This is a genomic window from Berryella intestinalis (genome assembly GCF_000814825.1).
GTDB lineage: Bacteria > Actinomycetota > Coriobacteriia > Coriobacteriales > Eggerthellaceae > Berryella > Berryella intestinalis.
In genome coordinates this window covers 1457811-1475157 of record NZ_CP009302.1, presented here as the reverse complement: position 1 = coordinate 1475157, position 17347 = coordinate 1457811, and the positions used below count along the sequence as shown (strand labels likewise).

Sequence of the window (17347 nt, the reverse complement as noted above, 5' to 3'; positions counted from 1 at the left end):
GCGGGCGGTTCGGTTGCGCTAGAATACGTCGGTACGCGCCCTTAGCTCAATGGCGGAGCAGGGGACTCATAATCCCTTGGTTGCAGGTTCGAGTCCTGCAGGGCGCACCATCGATACGCGAAGGCCAGTCGGGCGAACCGGCTGGCCTTTTCAATGACCGCGCCGGCCGGTGCGCGGCGGAGTCGGCCTTTTCGGGCAAGCGGCCTAGGACTCGGCCTCGATCAGCTGCAGGGCCTCGGACTTCGAGTGGATGCCGAGCTTCTGGTACACGTGGCGCACGTGGGTTTTCACGGTGTTTTCCGACAGGAACAGCATCTGCCTGATCTCGGTGCGCGATCTTCCCTCGCCGATCAGCTGCAGGATCTCGGCTTCGCGCGCCGTCAGGCCGAACCGTTCGGCGACGGCGGCGCACCGCGCAAGGTAGCGCTCCCGATCGCCTTCGACGCGGGCTCCCGTGGTGACGCTGATGCCCGAAGCGCCCCAGTCGTCGTTCACGGTTTTCTCGCTCACCCATATCACCAGGCATGCAACGATGGCGACGGCGCCTGCCGCCATGCATGCGAAAAGGAAGGCCTGGTCGTAATGGAGTCCGAACTCCCAGATGCTGCGTTTCGCGATCACGCCGGCCAAGATGGCCGCCTCGCTGCAGGCTCGCACGATGGCGAACATGCGCAGCGCGGGAACGTCGAAGCGTCGCGCGATGTTGGCGAGCAGCAGCAGGACGAAGAGGGTGAACCACACGTAGGCGAGCTTCGCCGCTATCGAGACCAGCTCTCCGAACTCCGATCCCGCAAACGGCATCGAAACGAGCGCAACGAGGGCCAAAGGCAACGACACCTGCGCCAACAGGCGGGCATCGAAGCGCTCGCGCAGGATGAACGCCATTCCCAGCAGCGCCATGCCCGCAAGCCCGGTTGCGAGGACGCGGTGGATGGCGCCGCCCGTTTGGCTGGACAGCAAAAGCCCGCAGAGCCCGCTCATGAAGGCGGCGATGATCATGAGGGCGATGAGCTTCCACGGAACGGGGAACCTGACGTCGCTTTTCCAGGGAGCTTCGGGCGCGACGAGCTTTTGGCTGGCAAGCGCGCATGCCGCGCAGAGCAGGGGAAGCGCTGAAGTCAGCGCGAGGGCGACGGGTTGCCTCATCGAGACGATCCCCAGCGACACGAGCATGGCGGCGATGCAGCTCGCGGCTCCGTAGACTACGGTCTGGGTGGCGCCCATGCGGCTGTAGATCTGGGCCCAGACGCAGAACAGAACCGCCCCGCCAACAGCGGTGACGACAGATCCCAAAGCAAGGGCCGCCGTGTCGCCCGCACCCGGGATCAAAACGAACCCGCAGATCGCCGTGCCCGCCGAGGCGATTCCCGAAAGGACCCAGAGCGCAGGCCGATGGTGGGCGAGCGATCCGATGCGCGGGGCCATGACGGCCAGGACCACAAACGTCGAGATGTCGCCGATGCGCATGAACAGGTCGCTCACGTTTCTGGCGTCCAGATCGTGCGCTCCGGTCACGGGGAAGATCTCGACGATGTGCGTGCAGCATAGCCATGCGATGAGCAGGCTCGCTCCCAAGAAGCGCAGGGGGAAGATCGTCGCGGTCGAGGTGCTGTCGAGGGCCGTCGCATCCATCAGGTCGCGCACGGACGCCTCGTCGCTTCGAGGCCTCTTCTCGGTACCCGTCATCCGTCCCCTCCGTTTCCGCCAGTGATGAGATTGTATCCGAAAGGCCCGCAGCGGCCTTCACAAGAGTAAGGCCAACGTATTCTCTCCTATCGAAACACCAGTTCACAGACGGGGTGATTTTACGGGTGAGGAAGCTTCGCCCGCTTTTCGCAGGTTTTCATCCGTGCGGTTCGCCGCGAGGGAAGCCATGCTGGGGGTATCGCGCGGACAGCGCACAGCTTACAGCGGGGCACGGCGGTGCGCCCCGATCGAAGGAGGGAGCGAGATATGGCATACGAGGGACGGGGTCTGACGCGTCGAGGGTTCATCGGCTTGGGATCGGCCGCGGTTTTGGCTGCGGGGGCGGCGGGGCTTGCGGGGTGCGCCCCTCAGTCGCGCAAGGAGTCGAAGGCCTCCGACAAGACCGCACAGGCGGATTCCGGGGCGGTTGCGAAAGAGTCCGCGGACGAGACCAGGCAAACCGATATCGTCATCGTCGGCGCGGGCGGAGCGGGCATGTGGGCCGCCGTCGAGGCGGTCGATGCGGGCAAGGGTGTCATCGTGGTCGAGAAGGGCCAGAACGTGGGCGTTTCGAACGGCTCGATCGCGGGCGGCCCCTTCATGGTGCAGTCCCAGCTGCAAAAAGACGCGGGCATCACGCTTACGGTGAACGAGGCCGTCGAGCATATCATGGATTACGCCCATTGGGCGACCAACGCGCCCGCCATCCGTGCGGCGGTCGAGCTGTCGGGCGACACGATCGATCGCTTCACGCGCGATTTCGGCGTCGCGACCGGGCTGCGCCCCGACAACTACGGAGCCGGCCACGCGTCGGTGCGCGCTAACTTCCAGTCCGATCCGAAGGACTCGAAGACCCAGGCCAAGGGCGAGGATCGCATGGGTCCGCTCCAGGCGCACATCGAGGGGAAGGGGGGCGAGTTCCTGTTCGGCGCGACCGGAAAGGCGCTGCTTCTCGACAACGGCGCGGTCAAGGGCGTTCAGTGCGAGGTGGACGGGAAGGTCGTGAACATCGAGGCCAAGCAGACCATCGTGTGCACGGGCGGGTTCCTGGGCAATGCGGAGAAGATGCAGGAGCATTTCGGCACGCATGTGAACCCGCTGGGCAACATCTTGTCTGTCGGCGAGGGCATCGATATGGTCAAGGCCGCAGGCGGACAGCTGTCTACCCAGTGGGGCATCGCCGGTAACGAGTTCACGGGTTCGAACCAGAACGCCAACGGTGTGTGGAACCGCAAGAGCGCGGCGTTCACGATCGGCATATACGGCACGTTGCTGGTGAACAACCAGGGCCGCCGCTTCAGCAACGAGGGGCGCTTCGCGAACCTCCCGCTTGCTTTGGGCGGAGCGATCAGCTTGCTGGGCGGCCAGTACTACGCGATCGTCGATCAGAAGTACGTCGATGGGTTGGCGTCGGGCGTGGACGCGTGGACGCTTTGCGGCTCGGACGAGGTCAATTGGCGCACGGGCAGCATGACGTTGAAGGGCAAGCCGCTCGAGAACGTTCAGGAGGAGATGGACAAGGCCGTGGCCGAAGGGTGGGCCTTCAAGGCCGACACGGTCGAGGCGCTTGCCGAGGCTATCGGCGCGCCCGATCTGACGAAGACGCTGGACGAGTACAACGGCTATTGCGCGGCGGGAGAAGACGGGCAGTTCATGAAGCCCGCATGCTTCTTGCAGCCGGTGGCGGAGGGCCCGTTCTACGCGCTTCAATACGAGCCCAGCGCTTGGGTCACCATCGGCGGGATTCGCACGAACGACCATCTGCAGGCGATCGATGCGAAAGGCCTGCCCATCGAGGGTCTGTTCGTGGCCGGGGCGGACAACGGCACGCTGATGAGCGCCCCGTACTGCGACTACGAGGGCTACAGCCTCATGTGCGCTTACAGCGGCGGGCGCTTGGCGGGCAAGTACGCCGCAGCCGCCATCTAGCCGGCGGATGCCCCTGTCGCTTCATGGTTTGGTTTCGCGATCGCCCCTGGTTGGCCAGGGGCGATCGCGCGTTCGGGTCGGGATGCTGGTGCGATCTAGAGCGCGCTTCAGCAAGCTCCCTCATCGCTATTCAGCGAGGCGCGAACTCAGCATGCGAATCGATCTGTGCGTGTGGTCTTCGCATTGCGAGACCGCTCCGAAGCGGAAACTCACCCGGAACTCAGCACTGAGTTCCGGGGTATGTACTTGAGGTATTCGCCGGCCGAAGTCAAAGGGGAGCCCGCTATTCAACCGCAATCCACTTTCCGGCGCGAGCGCTTCCTTCTCGGAGCAGCCTGCCGTCCTCCTTCAGCTCTGCGACCAACCTCTCGACGCTTCTTTTCGAGCGGCCGAGATGGCCCGCCAGCTGGTCGATGTTGGCGCAGGGGTTCTCCTTGAAGAACTCGATCGTTCTGCTTTTCATCGCGTCGCGTTCGCCCGTCGGCTTTGCGAAGGGGAGGATCGAATCCCTGATTACCTCGAGCATGAACTCGACGAAAACTTCGCTGGAACCCATCGAATCAGATTTTGCGAGAGCCTCATAGTAACCAGTCTGACGCTGTCTGATGGTGCTCTCAATGGGTAGCCAGGCAAGGACGGGCCTCCACTTGGAAAGTATGAGCGTGTGCCAGAGTCTGCCGGTCCTGCCGTTTCCGTCCGAGAAAGGATGGCAGAACTCGAACTCGAAATGGAAGATGCAGGAGGCGAGGAGCGGATGTGTCGGGGTGGTCTTTAGCCATGCGAAGATGTCGGCCATGACTTTGGGGACGTAGGCGGCCGGGGTCCCCGCGTGGATCAGTGCGTCGCCGTCGAACACGCCGACGTTGCCCGATCTGAAGCGGCCCGCCTCAGAAACGAGATTCTCCATCATGACGCCGTGTACCCGCAAAAGGTCTTCCAAGGAGCACGGGTCCAGTTCGGAAATCAGGTCGTAAGCGCGTTTTGCGTTTTCGACTTCCAGGATGTCGTTGCTGTTGCCGAGCACCCTCTTTCCGTCGAGGATCGCTGTAACGGCCTGTTCGGCGAGTTTGTTGCCCTCGATTAAAAGCGACGAGTGAATCGTCTTGATCCTGAGTTCTCGATGGAGCGTGGGGCTTTTCGCTAGCGGCGCTTCAGGAGAAATCATTCCCACGAGCTCTGCGATCTCCATGCAAAGGGAGTCGATTCGGTCATTGCGATTAAACGGCGGTCGATAAGCCATGAGCAACCTTCCTTTTACCGCCAATAGTTTACCGCCATTGGCGGTAAATCGCAATTGATACGCTTCGTTTTCGACTGCGGATACATCTTTCTGCCAGGCGTTCGCGATCGAGGTCCTTGCTCCGTCGAAAGCGGGGTTCCGCCCGCCGCGCTCGCCGTTTCGGCGCATCTATGGGACAATGGAGGGCGTTTATCGCATCGACATCCAGGAAGGTACCATGGCCGAATTCATCTACCAAATGCACCAGGCGCGCAAGGCGCATGGAGACAAGGTCATCCTCGACGACGTCACCCTCAGCTTCTATCCCGGCGCCAAGATCGGCGTGGTGGGCCCCAACGGCATGGGCAAATCGACCCTGCTGAAGATCATGGCCGGCCTCGAGGACGTGTCGAACGGAGACGCGCGGCTGACCCCGGGTTATTCGGTGGGCATCTTGCTGCAGGAGCCGCCCCTCGAAGAGGACAAGACCGTCCTGGAAAACGTCCAGCTCGCTTTCGGCGACGTGTACGCGAAGGTCGCGCGCTTCAACGCCATCGGCGCGGAAATGGCCGACCCCGATGCCGATTTCGACGCGCTTATGGACGAGATGGGCAAGCTGCAAACCGAGATCGACGCCGCTGACGGATGGGATCTCGATAGCAAGCTGTCCCAGGCCATGGATGCGCTGCAGTGTCCCGATCCCGACATGCCGGTGAACGTTTTGTCGGGCGGGGAGCGGCGCCGTGTGGCGCTCTGCCGTCTTTTGCTGGAAGCTCCTGATCTGCTTTTGCTCGACGAGCCCACCAACCATCTCGATGCCGAGTCGGTGCTGTGGCTCGAGCAGTTCCTGCGCACGTACCCCGGCGCCGTCCTGGCGGTCACGCACGACCGCTACTTCCTCGACCACGTGGCCGAGTGGATATGCGAGGTGGATCGCGGCAGCCTCTTCCCCTACAAGGGGAATTACTCCACCTACCTCGAGACGAAGGCCGCCCGCATCGCCTCCCAGGGCGTCCAGCAGGAGCGTCTGGCCAAGAAGCTGGCCGCCGAGCTGGAGTGGGTGCGTTCGAGCCCCAAGGCCCGCCAGGCGAAGAGCAAGGCCCGCCTCGAGCGCTACGAGCAGATGGCCGCCGAGGCCGCTTCCGGCAAGAAGCTCGACTTCACTGAGATCCAGATCCCGGTCGGTCCGCGCCTGGGGGCGAAGGTCATCGAGGTCGAGGGGCTGCGCAAGTCGTTCGGAGACCGCGTGCTGTTCGACGGGCTGTCGTTCTCGCTTCCCCCCAACGGCATCGTAGGCGTGATCGGCCCTAACGGAGTGGGTAAGTCCACGCTGTTCAAAATGATCATGGGCATCGAGCAGCCCGATGGCGGAACGCTCGACATCGGCGAGTCCGTGAAGATCTCGTATGTCGATCAGGGCCGCGAGGGAATAGATCCCGACACCAAGCTGTGGGAAGTGGTTTCGGGCGGAACCGATTTCATGCAGGTGGGCGACACCGAGATCCCCAGCCGCGCATATGTGGCCAGCTTCGGTTTCAAAGGTTCCGACCAGCAGAAACCCGCAGGCGTTCTCTCTGGCGGCGAGCGCAACCGACTGAACCTCGCGCTCACGCTGAAGCAGGGCGGCAATCTGCTTTTGCTCGACGAGCCCACCAACGACCTCGACACCGAGACGCTGGCCAGCTTGGAAGAGGCGCTTCTGGCCTTCCCCGGCTGCGCGGTGGTGGTCAGCCACGACCGCTGGTTCCTCGATCGCGTGGCCACGCACATCCTGGCGTGGGAGGGAACCGACGAGAACCCTGCGAACTGGCATTGGTTCGAGGGTAACTTCGAGGCTTACCAGGAAGACCGCGAGAAGCGGCTGGGCCCCGACCTGTCGAAGCCCCATCGCATCCACCGCAAGCTCACGCGCGACTAACCCCTAACCCGTCGGCGCTCGACCGCTGCGATCAGCTGGTCGAGCGCTTTTTGCAGGTAAGCTCGCTGAGTGGCGACGTTGATGCGGATGAACCCGTCGCCGTCCTTGCCGAACATGTCGCCGCAGTCCAGCCAGAGCCCCGCTTCGTCTTCGATGAAGCGCACGAGGTCTTTGCCGTAAAGACCCAGTTCGCGTGCGTCAACCCACACCAGGTAGGTGCTTTCGGGGCGCATGACCTTAAGCTCGGGCGCCGTCGTGCCGAGGTGCGATTCCACCAGTTCGATGTTTCCGGCCAAGTAGGCCTTCAGCTGGTCGAGCCATTCCCCTCCGTGCTCGTAGCATGCCTGGGTGGCGACGACGCCCATGGTGTTGGGCTGGCTGTAGCCGCTTTTCGATACCTGGGCCCGCAGGGTGCGCCGCAGCTGGGGGTTGGGCACGATGATGTTGGAAGTCTGCAGGCCGGCGAGGTTGAAGGTCTTGCCGGCGGACGTGCACACGACGCAGCGGTCGGCGAACTTTCTTCCCAGCGAAGCGTAGGCGGTGTGCGCGAACCCGGGTTGGGCAAAGTCCATGTGGATCTCGTCGCTCACCACCAGCACGTCATGCGCATTGCAGATCTCGCCCAGGCGCCGCAGCTCTTCGGCGGTCCATACGCGCCCGCCGGGGTTGTGGGGGTTGCACAGCAAGAACAGCTTGGCGCCGTATTCGGTCAGCGTGCGCTCGAACGCCTCGAAATCGATTTCGTAGCGGCCGTTTCCGTATACGAGCGCAGCGTTTGCCACCGTGCGGCCGTTGTCCGCTATCACCTCGCTGAACGGGTAGTACACCGGCTGCTGGACGAGCACGGCGTCCCCGGGTCGGGTGAAGGCCTGCACGCATAGCGCGAGCGCGCCGACGATGCCGGGGGTATGCACGAACCACTCCGGTTCCACATGCCAGTTATGGCGGGTTTCCATCCAGTTCCCAACGGCGGCATAGTAGGCGTCCCCCGGCTCGGTATAGCCGAAGATGCCGTGGCGCGAACGTTCTACCAGCGCGTCGATGGCCGGCTGCGGTGCGCGGAAATCCATGTCGGCAACCCAGAGCGACAGCAGGTCGGCAGAGCGATGGCGCGACTCTGCGCGGTCGAATTTGAGGGAGTCGGTTCCGTGGCGGTCGATGGGTTCGTCGAAGTCGTAGACGGTCATGGCTCGGTCCTTTCCGTTGTCAGCGGGATTTGCCCGCACGGGGCTATGCGAGCGCCTGCTCGAGGTCGGCGATGAGGTCGTCGGCATCTTCCATCCCGACGCTCAGGCGCAAAAACCTCTCTCCGATGCCGAGACGCTCCCTTATGTCGAGGGGCATCGATCCGTGCGTTTGGACGAAGGGGTAGGTGATGAGGCTCTCGCATCCGCCGAGGCTTTCGGCGAACGTGATCACGTCCACGCGCCGCAGCACCTCGAGCAACCGCTCGTTGCTATCGACGTTGAAGCTGATCATAGCACCGAACCCGTCGGTCTGCCGACAGCTGAGGGCGTAATCGGGGTGATCGGGGTCGCCCACGTAGAACACGTCGGTCACGTGGGGGTGGCGTTTCAGCCAAGATGCGATTCTGAGGGCGCTTTCCTGCTGGCGGCGCAGGCGCACGCCCAGCGTCTTCAGGCTGCGCAACATGAGCCATGCGTCGAAGGGCGCCAGAGCCGCCCCTTCCGACATGTAGTCCATGAAGATGCGCTCGAGGTGGGAGTCGTCTTTCAGGACAATGAATCCGCAGGTCACATCATTGTGGCCGCATAGATACTTGCTTCCGCTGTACACCACCAGATCGGCTCCGTGCTCGAAGGGGCGCTGGAAGAGGCAGGTGAGGAAGGTGTTGTCCACGATCAGAAGCGCCCCGTTTCCGTGCGCGATGTCGGAAAGCGCGCGCAGGTCGGCCACCTGCATGGTGGGATTGGTCGGCGTTTCCAGGAACAGGGCGCGGGTGTTGGGGGTCAGCTCGGCGCGAACCGCGTCGAGATCGGTGAAGTCCACGAACCGAAACTCGATGCCGTAGCGGGCGTATACGTCTTTGAACAGCCGGTACGTTCCCCCGTACAGGTCGAGGCTCACGAGGATGCGATCCTTGGGCACGAAGCTTTTCAGCAGGGTGGTGATGGCGGCCATGCCGCTTGCGAAGGCGAGCGATTTCAAGCCCCCTTCGAGCAGGGCGATGGTGTTCTCGAGTTCAAGCACGGTGGGGTTTCCGCAGCGGCTGTAGGCGTACCCGGTCGATTCGTGCAAGGCGGGATGCGCGAAGGTGGCCGACTGGTAAATGGGAAAGCTCACGGCCCCGGTGCGCGGGTCGCGTCCCAGGTATCCGTGGACGGCCTTGGTGTCGAGGCTTCGCCCCGCATGGCGGGAAGGGTCGATGCCCAACAGGCCATCGATCTCGTTGGCCATCGATTGGAAACTGGAATCGTCCATGGGTGCGCCTCGCTTCGTCTTGGGTTCGCGCGCGGATCGGCCGCGTGCGAGGGGGTTGCCGGAGGCTATTCTACGAATCGGGTACCGATCGGGGCGCTAGGTTAAAGCTGCAACTGGGTATCGATGTATCATATATCTTATCTATCTGGGAAAACGAAAGCATGAAGAGTTCGCTGTAACTTCGCGGCCGCCGAACTCCACAGCGCCCCCATGTTCGCGCGTTGCGGCCGGATCAGGACGGGAGATCCGGTGCGCTGTGCCGGTCGCCTGCGGGATCCTGGCTTCCGGCGTCTTCCGGTGCGCGTGGCGGTTCACGACTGACGCTGAAAATGAGAGGTCTGGTATCGAATACATTGCCTTCGATAATTTTTTACGATTAAAAGAGAAGCGCACTCCTGCGTTTTAAGTTTTTCATGGCTTTGGTCTGCGATAAAAAACGGAGGTTTGCATCGGCGCGCGCCGAGAAGGCTTTCTTGCGTCAAAAAAAGCGAGTTTGCATTCCTTTGAGCGAGAGCCCGGGGCTTTTTTCAGGATCTCGTGCCGATATAACTGCGTATGTTAACAACAAAATACCAGCTTACATCGATGAGGAGCCTCTTTTGCAGTCAGCGAGGCAATGCAAACTCATCGGTTTTTGACAGAAAGGCCGTCAGATTGCGCGCGCCGATGCAAACCTCTGCTTTTTTGCCGTAGCTCCTGTGATTTCGCAACCTCATGAAGTCAAAAGATTTTCTGGTGTGGATTACCGCTTCCAGATAGAAAGAGAACGAGCCGCCCAAAGGGCGGCTCGACAGTTCATGGTGGTCGCTACAGGATTTGAACCTGTGACCCCCGCCGTGTGAAGGCGATGCTCTCCCGCTGAGCCAAGCGACCGAAACGCGCGGCAAACCCAACGCGTCTGAGTATTCTAGCCGCATCCTGTCGCCGATGCAAGGGCTTTTCGCAAAAGTGCGCCGCCCGACCTACGATACACTGCTTCTCACGCATCGTATTCCAAAGGGGTGGGCTATGTCGCTGCACATCATCGAAGAGGCGCATCGCTGCTTGGGCTGCAAAAAGCCGCTGTGCCAGAAGGGGTGTCCGGTGAGCACCCCGATTCCAGAAGTGATCAGGCTGTTCAACGAGCGCCGCATGAACGAGGCGGGCGAGCTGCTATTCTCCAACAACCCGATGAGCTCGGTGTGCTCGCTGGTGTGCAACCATGCCGCCCAGTGCGAGGGCAACTGCATCCTCAACCGGAAGGGCGAGGCACCCGTTCACTTCAGCGCGATCGAAAGCTACCTGTCCGACATCTACCTCGACCGCGTGAAGTTCGCGCCCTCCCCGCCGTCCGGCAAACGCGTTGCGGTGATCGGCGCAGGTCCGGCCGGCATAACCGTGGCCTTGAAGCTTGCGGAAGCGGGTTGCGAGGTCACCGTGTTCGAGATGGAGTCCAGCATCGGCGGCGTGTTGGAGTACGGCATCCCGTCGTTCCGCCTCCCGCGCAGCTACGTCGATCGCTTCCGCAAGCTGCTGGACGCCGCGCGGGTCAGCGTGCGCCCCAACACGGCGGTGGGCGAGTCGCTGCATATCGGCGACCTCATGCGCGATGGATACGACACCGTGTTCATCGGCACCGGGGCCGGGCGCGCGAAGAAGCTGGGAACGCCTGGCGAGGCGCGGGCCAACGTGTATTTCGGCGTCGATTACCTGAAGATGCCCGAGGCGTGTCCCGTGGGCGAGCGCGTGGCCGTGATCGGCGCCGGCAACGTGGCGATGGACGTCGCGCGCACGGTGCTGCGCCACGGGGCCCGCGAGGCGCGCATCTACGCGCGCAGCCGCAACATCTCGGCCAGCATGGACGAGGTCGAGTACACCAAGCTCGACGGTGCCGAGATCGTATGCGGCAAGCTGATCCAGTCCATCGGAGAGGACGGGCCGCTGTTCAAAGACGCCCTGTTCGACGAGGAGGGCAAAGTGGCCGGCTACTCCGACGAGCTGGTCCAAGAGCTTGCCGACACCACCATCATCTGCGTGTCGCAGACGCCCAAGAACAAGCTGGTCCTCACCACACCGGGCCTTAAGTCCGACGACAGGGGGCTTCTCATCGTGGACGAGAGCTGCATGACCACGGTTCCCGGCGTGTTCGCCGCGGGGGATGTGGTGCTGGGGCCGCTCACCGTGGTGCACGCGGTCGAAAACGCCAAGCGCGCCGCATCCGCGATGCTCGACTACATGGGCTGCACCGAGGCCTCCTGATCGCCTGCTTCCCGCGTTCCCGGCGCACGGCGGATGAAGACGAGCCTGCGCCCGCCGATCCCCGTCTCCCCTGTGCGGCGGGCGAGGGAGGCTGCGGCGCCCTTGATCCAAGCGGACGCCTTTGCGGGTATACTGGTGGGGTTTGACGGAACCGACACCTCGACGATGAAAGAGGCACCCATGAGCGACACCTTTGAAGCGAGCAAGAAGCGCTCTGACGATATCCGAGCCGACCTGCCCGTTCATCCCGAGAAGTACACCATGCTCACCGGCGACCGCCCCACCGGGCGCCTGCATCTGGGCCATTACTTCGGCAGCATCATGAACCGCGTCGCGCTGCAGAACCTCTGCATCACCACCTACGTCCTCATCGCCGACTACCAGGTCATCACCGACCGGGACACCACGGCCAATATCCAAGACAACGTGTACAACATGGTGATGGACTATCTGGCCGCGGGCATCGACCCGGAAAAGACCCCCATCTTCGTGCATTCCGCGGTTCCGGCCGCCAACCAGCTGATGCTGCCGTTCCTCTCGCTGGTCAGCGAGTCCGAGTTGCAGCGCAACCCCACGGTGAAAGCCGAGATGGAGGCCTCGGGCCATGCGCTCACGGGCCTTCTGCTCACCTATCCGGTCCACCAGGCCTGCGACATCCTGTTCTGCAAGGGCAACATCGTCCCGGTGGGTAAAGACCAGCTGCCCCACATCGAGCTCACGCGCCAGATAGCCCGCCGCTTCAACGAGCGCTACGGGGCCGTGTTCCCCGAGCCCGAAGGCGTGCTGTCCGACGCCATCGAGATCCCCGGGCTCGACGGGCGCAAGATGTCGAAGAGCTACGGCAACTCCATCATGTTGGGAGCCACCGAGGCCGAGACCGCCAAGCTCATCAAGAAGTCCCAGACCGATTCGGACCGCTGCATCACCTTCGACAAGGAGAACCGTCCCGGCGTGTCGGCCCTGCTGACCACGGCGGCGCTCTGCACCGGCCGCAGCGAGGTCGAGATCGCCGAAGAGATCGGCGACGGGGGCTCGGGGGCTTTGAAGAAGCTGGTCACCGAAAGCGTGAACGGCTTTTTAGCCCCCCATCGCGAACGCCGCGCCGCCTTCGAGAACGACCTCGACTACGTGCGCGACGTCCTTCGCGAGGGCAACCGCCGCATGAACGAGATCGCCGAGGCCACCCTTGCCGAGGTGCGCGAGGCCATGGGGATGGTATATTAGTCGCCAGGCTAATCGATGCGATCGGCGTGCGGGCGCTTTCTGCGACGCGCCCCTTTTTCTGCGGCTTCGCCCCTCGGGGGCGATCCCATGCCGTGCCGTTGGCCTTTCTTCTGCATATCGCCTGCGCTCGAGGGCCCCGAAGGGAAGGGCCTTCGTCCGGCCTGTCTGCGGGGCCGAGGTTCGCTGCGGGCGAGGCCGCCGACCGGGCGACTCCCGATCGGCGCGATACCATCGGTTTTGTAAAAAAGGGGACCGTACCTATGAATTCACTTACCAAGGAGCGCTTGGTTCTCGCGGTGTGCGGCGTCATCGCGGCGGCTGTCGCCATCACGCTGGCTGCGACGGGCAACCCGGGCAACATGGCCATCTGCGTCGCGTGCTTCATCCGCGACAGCGCCGGCGCGCTGAAGCTGCACACGGCTGCGCCCGTCCAGTATCTCCGACCCGAGATCATCGGGATCGTGCTGGGCGCGTTCATCATGTCCATCGCGGGCCGGGAGTTCAAATCGACCGCCGGGTCGTCGCCGTTCACCCGGTTCCTTCTGGGCTTCATCATGTCCATCGGCGCGCTGGTGTTTCTGGGATGCCCGCTGCGCATGATCCTGCGCATGGCCGCCGGCGACCTCAACGCCTGGGTCGGCCTGGTCGGTTTCGCAGCCGGCATCATCGTCGGCGTCTTCGCGCTGAAGAAGGGCTTCTCGCTGGGCCGCGCCACGGCGACGCTCCATAAGTCCGAAGGCTACATCCTGCCCGCCGTGCTGCTGGTTCTGTTCGTGCTCAGCCTTGCCACCTCGCTGTTCGCCGCTTCGACCGAGGGTCCCGGCAGCAAGCACGCCCCCGTGGCGATCTCCATCATCGGCGGCTTGGCGTTCGGCGCGCTCGCGCAGAAGTCCCGCCTGTGCTTTGCGGGCGGCATCCGCGACGTCGCAATCGCGCGCGATTTCAGCGGGCTGATCGTCATCGGCATCCTGTTTGCGGGCGTGCTGGCCTACAACCTGGCGACCGGGCATTTCGTCGTGGGATTCGAGTCGCAGCCCATCGCGCATTCCGAGGCGCTGTGGAACATCCTGGGTCTGTTCGTCGTCGGCTTGTCCGCGACGCTTCTGGGCGGATGCCCGCTGCGCCAGCTGGTGCTGGCCGGATCCGGTTCCGCCGATTCCGCCGTCACCTTCCTGGGGCTTTTGATCGGCGCGGCGTTCTGCCATAACTTCGGCATCGCATCGAGCGCGACGGGAACCACGGTGGCCGGGCAGGTCATGACGGTGGTCAGCATCGCCGTTCTGGTTGCGCTGGCGGTGGCCAACATCAAACGGGCCGATGCCTAGCGCATGCCGCCCGGCTGCCCCCGGCCCGTCCCCGAAGGGCCGTTCGACGGGCGGGCTTGGACATGCGAGGGTTTCGAGATAGGAGGATTGCAATGATAGAGCTTGATGCACGGGGCCTGTCGTGCCCCGAACCGATGCTCATGGCGAAGAAGGCGATGAAGGACGCGCCTTCCGAAGAGGTTTCCATCGCCGTCGACAGCGCTTCGGCGCGCGACAACATCGCCCGCGTGGCGAGGATCGAGGGTCGCGACGTGACGGTGGGCTACGAGGGCGATGGCTGGGTTGTTCTCATCAAATAGCGGGGCCGAACGAGGGCGTATCGCCGATGGCCCGAAGGCGGTCATCGTCACGTTCCATACGAATACCGAGGCTATGAAGTGCGGCGATGTGTGCAAGCGACACGGTATCGCCGGGCGGTTGGTGTCGATTCCCCGCGATATCTCGGCGGGATGCGGGTACGCGTGGAGGACGGAGGCCGCCGAGCTCGACCGCTTCCTGACCTTCCTCGAACGGCAGTCGATCGAGCACGAGGCGGTGCACCTGCGGAGCCTGTAGCTTTTTGAAAAAGCACTTGCGTGCGACGGGTATTCCGCTATAATTCTCTCTTGCGTTCTAAGAGAGCGCCTATTCCTCGGTAGCTCAACGGCAGAGCATTCGGCTGTTAACCGAAGGGTTGTAGGTTCGAATCCTACCCGGGGAGCCATGAATCTTTGAGCCAGGGAATATCCCTGGCTCGTTTTGTTTACCGCCGCGTCCGTTGCGCGGGCGCGGGCAGGACGAAGGGCCGGTCCATCGTGATAATGCAGTTAGAGCAGATCGCCAAGTCGTTCGGCGGCCGCACGCTGTTCGAGAACGTCAACTTCCGTCTGGAGGAGTACGATCGCCTGGCGCTCGTGGGCGCCAACGGGGCGGGGAAGACCACGCTTCTGCGCATCGTTTCGGGCCAGGAGGACGCCGATGCGGGCCGGGTGGTTCTGGCCAAGGGGGCCCATCTGGGCTATCTGGAGCAGGAAGCCATCGAGATGGCCGATCGGGCCATTTTCGACGAGGTCATGTCGTCGCAGGTGGAGATCGTGGAGGCCGAGCGCCGCCTCCATGCGCTCGAGGCCGAGCTGGGCGAGAACCCCACCGAGCAGCAGCTGGCCGCCGCCGGTCGCGCGCGCGATGCCTACGAGAACCTGGGCGGGTACACCATCGAGTCGAAGGTGCGCGCCGTGATGTTCGGCCTCGGGTTCAAAGAGGGCGACCTTTCGCGCTCGACCAGCGAGTTCTCTGGCGGTTGGCAGATGCGCATCGCGCTTGCGAAGCTTCTGGTGAGAAACCCCGAGGTCCTGCTTTTGGACGAGCCCACCAACCACCTGGACCTGGAAAGCGTCAAGTGGCTGGAGGGCTTTCTGCGCGGATACGCCGGCAGCATCGTGGTGGTCAGTCACGACCGGGATTTCATGGACAACATGGTCGACCGCGTGGCCGAGATCGAAAACGGCGCGGTCAGCCTGTACAAGGGCAACTATTCGTCCTATCTGAAGGCGCGCGACGAGCGCATCGAGCGGTTGAAGGTCGAACGCAAACAGCAGCTCGAGGAGATAGCGCGGCTGGAGGCGTTCGTCGAGAAGTTCCGCTACAAGGCGACGAAGGCCAAGCAGGCCCAGGACCGCGCCCGCAAGGCCGAAAAGCTCAAAGAAGAGCTGGTCGCCGTCCCCGAGGAGCGCAAAACCGTCCATTTCAACTTCAAGCAGCCCGAACGCACGGGCGACGAGGTGGTGATCGCCCGAGGGCTGACGAAGCGCTACGGCGACCACACGGTGTACGACGGCGTGGATTTCAAGATGTACCGCGGAGACAAGATCGCGCTGGTCGGTCCGAACGGCGCGGGCAAGTCGACGCTGCTGAAGATGGTGGCCGGGCAGCTCGCGCCCGATGCGGGAACGATCGCGTACGGCACGAAGGTGTCGAAGACCTACTACGCCCAGCACCAGCTCGATCAGCTGCATCCGGGAAACACCGTATTCGAGGAGCTCGATCGGGTGGCGCCCGGCTGGACCATCTCGCAGGTGCGCTCGCTTCTGGGCGCGTTTCTGTTCCACGGCGACGACGTGGAGAAGAAGGTGGGCGTGCTGTCCGGAGGCGAGAAGGGACGCCTCGCTTTGGCCAAGATGCTGGTGGCGCCGCGTCCTCTGCTGTGTTTGGACGAGCCCACCAACCACCTGGACATATCCAGCGCCGATGTGCTGGAGCAGGCTCTGCAGCACTTCGAGGGCACGATCCTGCTGATCACGCACGACCGGCACCTCATCAGGGGCGTGGCCAACCGCATCGTGGAGGTGGTGGACGGCAAGATCACCGACTATGCGGGCGACTACGACTACTATCTGGAGAAGACCGGGCAGATCGAGGCGGCATCGGCAGCCCCTTCGGCTCCGTCGGGGGCGGGCAAGCCCTCGCCGGCGGCCAAGCGGGACCAGGCTTCGGCTCCGAGCTCCCCTTCGGGATACAAGAGCAAAGAGCAGAAGCGCCGCGAAGCCGAGGCCCGCAACCGGGCCTACGCCGCTTCCAAGATGCAGCGCAAGCGCATAGCCGAGCTGGACAAGCAGCTCGAGCGGGACAACGCGCGCATGGCCGAGCTGCTGGATATGCTGGCCGATCCGTCGTTCTACGTGAACGAGGACGCGACGTCCGATGTCGTGGCCGAGCATGCGAAGCTCAAGGCGCGCATCGCCGCCGCCGAGGAGGAGTGGTTCGAGCTGAACGAGGAAGTGGAGCAAGAAGTGGCCCGCCAGCAGGAAGGTCTGTGATGGGGCTGATGGGGGTCGCCGATCCGGCGGCGGTACGCCCTGCGCGCGTCAACGTCGTTCTGGTCGAGCCCGAGATACCGCAAAACGCCGGCAACGTCGTGCGCACCTGCGCCTGCACGGGCGCGCAGCTCCACCTGATCGAGCCTATGGGCTTCAACCTCTCGCAGAGAAACCTCCAGCGCGCGGGGTGCGACTACTGGGACGATGCGGACATCGTGAAATGGCCGTGCGTCGAGGCGTTCCTGGAAGCTCACGGTGCGGATCGGCTGCATCTGTTCACGGGAAAGGCCGCGCGCTCCTACGCCGACGCATGCTACGGGGCGGGCGATTTCCTCCTGTTCGGACGCGAGAGCCGGGGCTTGGATGCGGCGCTGCTCGCCCGGTTTCCCGACGGGTGCGTGCGCATACCGATGCGCGCCGAGCAGCGCAGCCTCAACCTGTCGAACGCGGTTGCGATCGCGGTGTACCGGGCGCTTTCCCAGCAGGGTTTCCCCGATCTGGTGTAAGGGGGCTTTGCGGGAGCGCCGCGCCGCGCAGTCGACTTCGCTCGGCAATGCGCCGTACCAGACGG

The 17347-nt window shown here is 63.6% G+C and carries 14 protein-coding genes and 3 tRNA genes; 11 read left to right on the top strand and 6 right to left on the bottom strand.

Annotated features, from left to right (window positions below):
* The first annotated feature begins 35 nt into the window (after nt 1-35).
* Nucleotides 36-110: transfer RNA gene (locus JI75_RS06495), tRNA-Ile, on the top strand.
* A 94-nt stretch (nt 111-204) separates the two neighbouring features.
* Here JI75_RS06495 and JI75_RS06490 read toward each other — a convergent pair.
* Entirely contained in the window at nt 205-1686 is a 1482-nt protein-coding gene (locus tag JI75_RS06490) for a helix-turn-helix transcriptional regulator (protein ID WP_240993146.1), read from the bottom strand.
* A gap of 267 nt (nt 1687-1953) precedes the next feature.
* Here JI75_RS06490 and JI75_RS06485 point away from each other — a divergent pair, with 267 nt between their 5' ends.
* Nucleotides 1954-3615: an FAD-binding protein gene (locus JI75_RS06485; protein WP_039689649.1), complete on the top strand. Its 1662-nt coding sequence runs from the start codon at nt 1954-1956 to the stop codon at nt 3613-3615.
* Nucleotides 3616-3898: 283 nt separating this feature from the next.
* Here the strand turns inward: JI75_RS06485 and JI75_RS06480 are convergent, their stop codons facing one another.
* Nucleotides 3899-4804 (bottom strand): Fic family protein, encoded by a 906-nt coding sequence (locus JI75_RS06480; RefSeq protein WP_240993145.1) that lies wholly within the window; start codon nt 4802-4804, stop codon nt 3899-3901.
* A gap of 268 nt (nt 4805-5072) precedes the next feature.
* On the opposite strand from JI75_RS06480, the gene ettA reads away from it, so the two are divergent.
* Nucleotides 5073-6752, top strand: a complete 1680-nt coding sequence (gene ettA, locus JI75_RS06475) for an energy-dependent translational throttle protein EttA (protein WP_039690713.1) — start codon at nt 5073-5075, stop codon at nt 6750-6752.
* Here the strand turns inward: ettA and JI75_RS06470 are convergent.
* The 3 genes from JI75_RS06470 to JI75_RS06460 all read right to left on the bottom strand — a co-directional run bounded on the left by JI75_RS06470 (nt 6749) and on the right by JI75_RS06460 (nt 10067).
* Nucleotides 6749-7939, bottom strand: a complete 1191-nt coding sequence (locus JI75_RS06470) for a MalY/PatB family protein (RefSeq protein WP_039689647.1) — start codon at nt 7937-7939, stop codon at nt 6749-6751. The genes ettA and JI75_RS06470 overlap by 4 nt on opposite strands.
* A gap of 43 nt (nt 7940-7982) precedes the next feature.
* On the bottom strand, nt 7983-9194 hold the full coding sequence (locus JI75_RS06465) for a trans-sulfuration enzyme family protein (protein ID WP_205911723.1): 1212 nt from the start codon (nt 9192-9194) through the stop codon (nt 7983-7985).
* Nucleotides 9195-9992: 798 nt separating this feature from the next.
* Nucleotides 9993-10067 (bottom strand) — tRNA-Val (locus JI75_RS06460).
* A 135-nt stretch (nt 10068-10202) separates the two neighbouring features.
* On the opposite strand from JI75_RS06460, the gene JI75_RS06455 reads away from it, so the two are divergent.
* Complete coding sequence (locus JI75_RS06455) at nt 10203-11432, top strand: FAD-dependent oxidoreductase (protein WP_039689646.1); 1230 nt, start codon at nt 10203-10205, stop codon at nt 11430-11432.
* Here the strand turns inward: JI75_RS06455 and JI75_RS06450 are convergent.
* The gene (locus tag JI75_RS06450; protein ID WP_039689645.1) at nt 11405-11614 is read right to left on the bottom strand and encodes a hypothetical protein; all 210 of its coding nucleotides are present in this window, start codon (nt 11612-11614) and stop codon (nt 11405-11407) included. The genes JI75_RS06455 and JI75_RS06450 overlap by 28 nt on opposite strands.
* Here JI75_RS06450 and trpS point away from each other — a divergent pair.
* The 7 genes from trpS to JI75_RS06415 all read left to right on the top strand — a co-directional run bounded on the left by trpS (nt 11613) and on the right by JI75_RS06415 (nt 17282).
* Nucleotides 11613-12656, top strand: coding sequence for a tryptophan--tRNA ligase (gene trpS / locus JI75_RS06445; RefSeq protein WP_039689642.1), 1044 nt, complete (start codon nt 11613-11615; stop codon nt 12654-12656). The genes JI75_RS06450 and trpS overlap by 2 nt on opposite strands.
* A gap of 260 nt (nt 12657-12916) precedes the next feature.
* On the top strand, nt 12917-13981 hold the full coding sequence (gene yedE / locus JI75_RS06440; protein WP_039689641.1) for a YedE family putative selenium transporter: 1065 nt from the start codon (nt 12917-12919) through the stop codon (nt 13979-13981).
* 92 nt (nt 13982-14073) lie between these two features.
* A complete protein-coding gene (locus JI75_RS06435; protein WP_039689639.1) occupies nt 14074-14280 on the top strand; it encodes a sulfurtransferase TusA family protein in 207 nt (68 codons plus the stop codon).
* Complete coding sequence (locus JI75_RS09400; protein ID WP_082019796.1) at nt 14255-14536, top strand: putative Se/S carrier protein; 282 nt, start codon at nt 14255-14257, stop codon at nt 14534-14536. The genes JI75_RS06435 and JI75_RS09400 overlap by 26 nt, the downstream gene beginning before the upstream one ends.
* A gap of 73 nt (nt 14537-14609) precedes the next feature.
* Nucleotides 14610-14684: transfer RNA gene (locus JI75_RS06425), tRNA-Asn, on the top strand.
* Between the two features lie 91 nt (nt 14685-14775).
* Nucleotides 14776-16776, top strand: a complete 2001-nt coding sequence (locus JI75_RS06420) for an ABC-F family ATP-binding cassette domain-containing protein (RefSeq protein WP_039690706.1) — start codon at nt 14776-14778, stop codon at nt 16774-16776.
* The gene (locus JI75_RS06415; protein WP_240993144.1) at nt 16776-17282 is read left to right on the top strand and encodes a tRNA (cytidine(34)-2'-O)-methyltransferase; all 507 of its coding nucleotides are present in this window, start codon (nt 16776-16778) and stop codon (nt 17280-17282) included. The genes JI75_RS06420 and JI75_RS06415 overlap by 1 nt, the downstream gene beginning before the upstream one ends.
* Nucleotides 17283-17347 lie beyond the last annotated feature (65 nt).

What these genes read in the sequence shown, in the direction of transcription:
- JI75_RS06465 (WP_205911723.1), bottom strand. Translation starts at nt 9,194, where the DNA reads ATGGACGATTCCAGTTTCCAATCGATGGCCAACGAGATCGATGGCCTG.
- yedE (WP_039689641.1), top strand. Translation starts at nt 12,917, where the DNA reads ATGAATTCACTTACCAAGGAGCGCTTGGTTCTCGCGGTGTGCGGCGTC.
- JI75_RS06485 (WP_039689649.1), top strand. Translation starts at nt 1,954, where the DNA reads ATGGCATACGAGGGACGGGGTCTGACGCGTCGAGGGTTCATCGGCTTG.
- JI75_RS06450 (WP_039689645.1), bottom strand. Translation starts at nt 11,614, where the DNA reads ATGGGTGCCTCTTTCATCGTCGAGGTGTCGGTTCCGTCAAACCCCACC.
- JI75_RS06415 (WP_240993144.1), top strand. Translation starts at nt 16,776, where the DNA reads ATGGGGCTGATGGGGGTCGCCGATCCGGCGGCGGTACGCCCTGCGCGC.
- trpS (WP_039689642.1), top strand. Translation starts at nt 11,613, where the DNA reads ATGAGCGACACCTTTGAAGCGAGCAAGAAGCGCTCTGACGATATCCGA.
- ettA (WP_039690713.1), top strand. Translation starts at nt 5,073, where the DNA reads ATGGCCGAATTCATCTACCAAATGCACCAGGCGCGCAAGGCGCATGGA.
- JI75_RS06435 (WP_039689639.1), top strand. Translation starts at nt 14,074, where the DNA reads ATGATAGAGCTTGATGCACGGGGCCTGTCGTGCCCCGAACCGATGCTC.
- JI75_RS09400 (WP_082019796.1), top strand. Translation starts at nt 14,255, where the DNA reads ATGGCTGGGTTGTTCTCATCAAATAGCGGGGCCGAACGAGGGCGTATC.
- JI75_RS06470 (WP_039689647.1), bottom strand. Translation starts at nt 7,939, where the DNA reads ATGACCGTCTACGACTTCGACGAACCCATCGACCGCCACGGAACCGAC.
- JI75_RS06490 (WP_240993146.1), bottom strand. Translation starts at nt 1,686, where the DNA reads ATGACGGGTACCGAGAAGAGGCCTCGAAGCGACGAGGCGTCCGTGCGC.
- JI75_RS06455 (WP_039689646.1), top strand. Translation starts at nt 10,203, where the DNA reads ATGTCGCTGCACATCATCGAAGAGGCGCATCGCTGCTTGGGCTGCAAA.
- JI75_RS06480 (WP_240993145.1), bottom strand. Translation starts at nt 4,804, where the DNA reads ATGGAGATCGCAGAGCTCGTGGGAATGATTTCTCCTGAAGCGCCGCTA.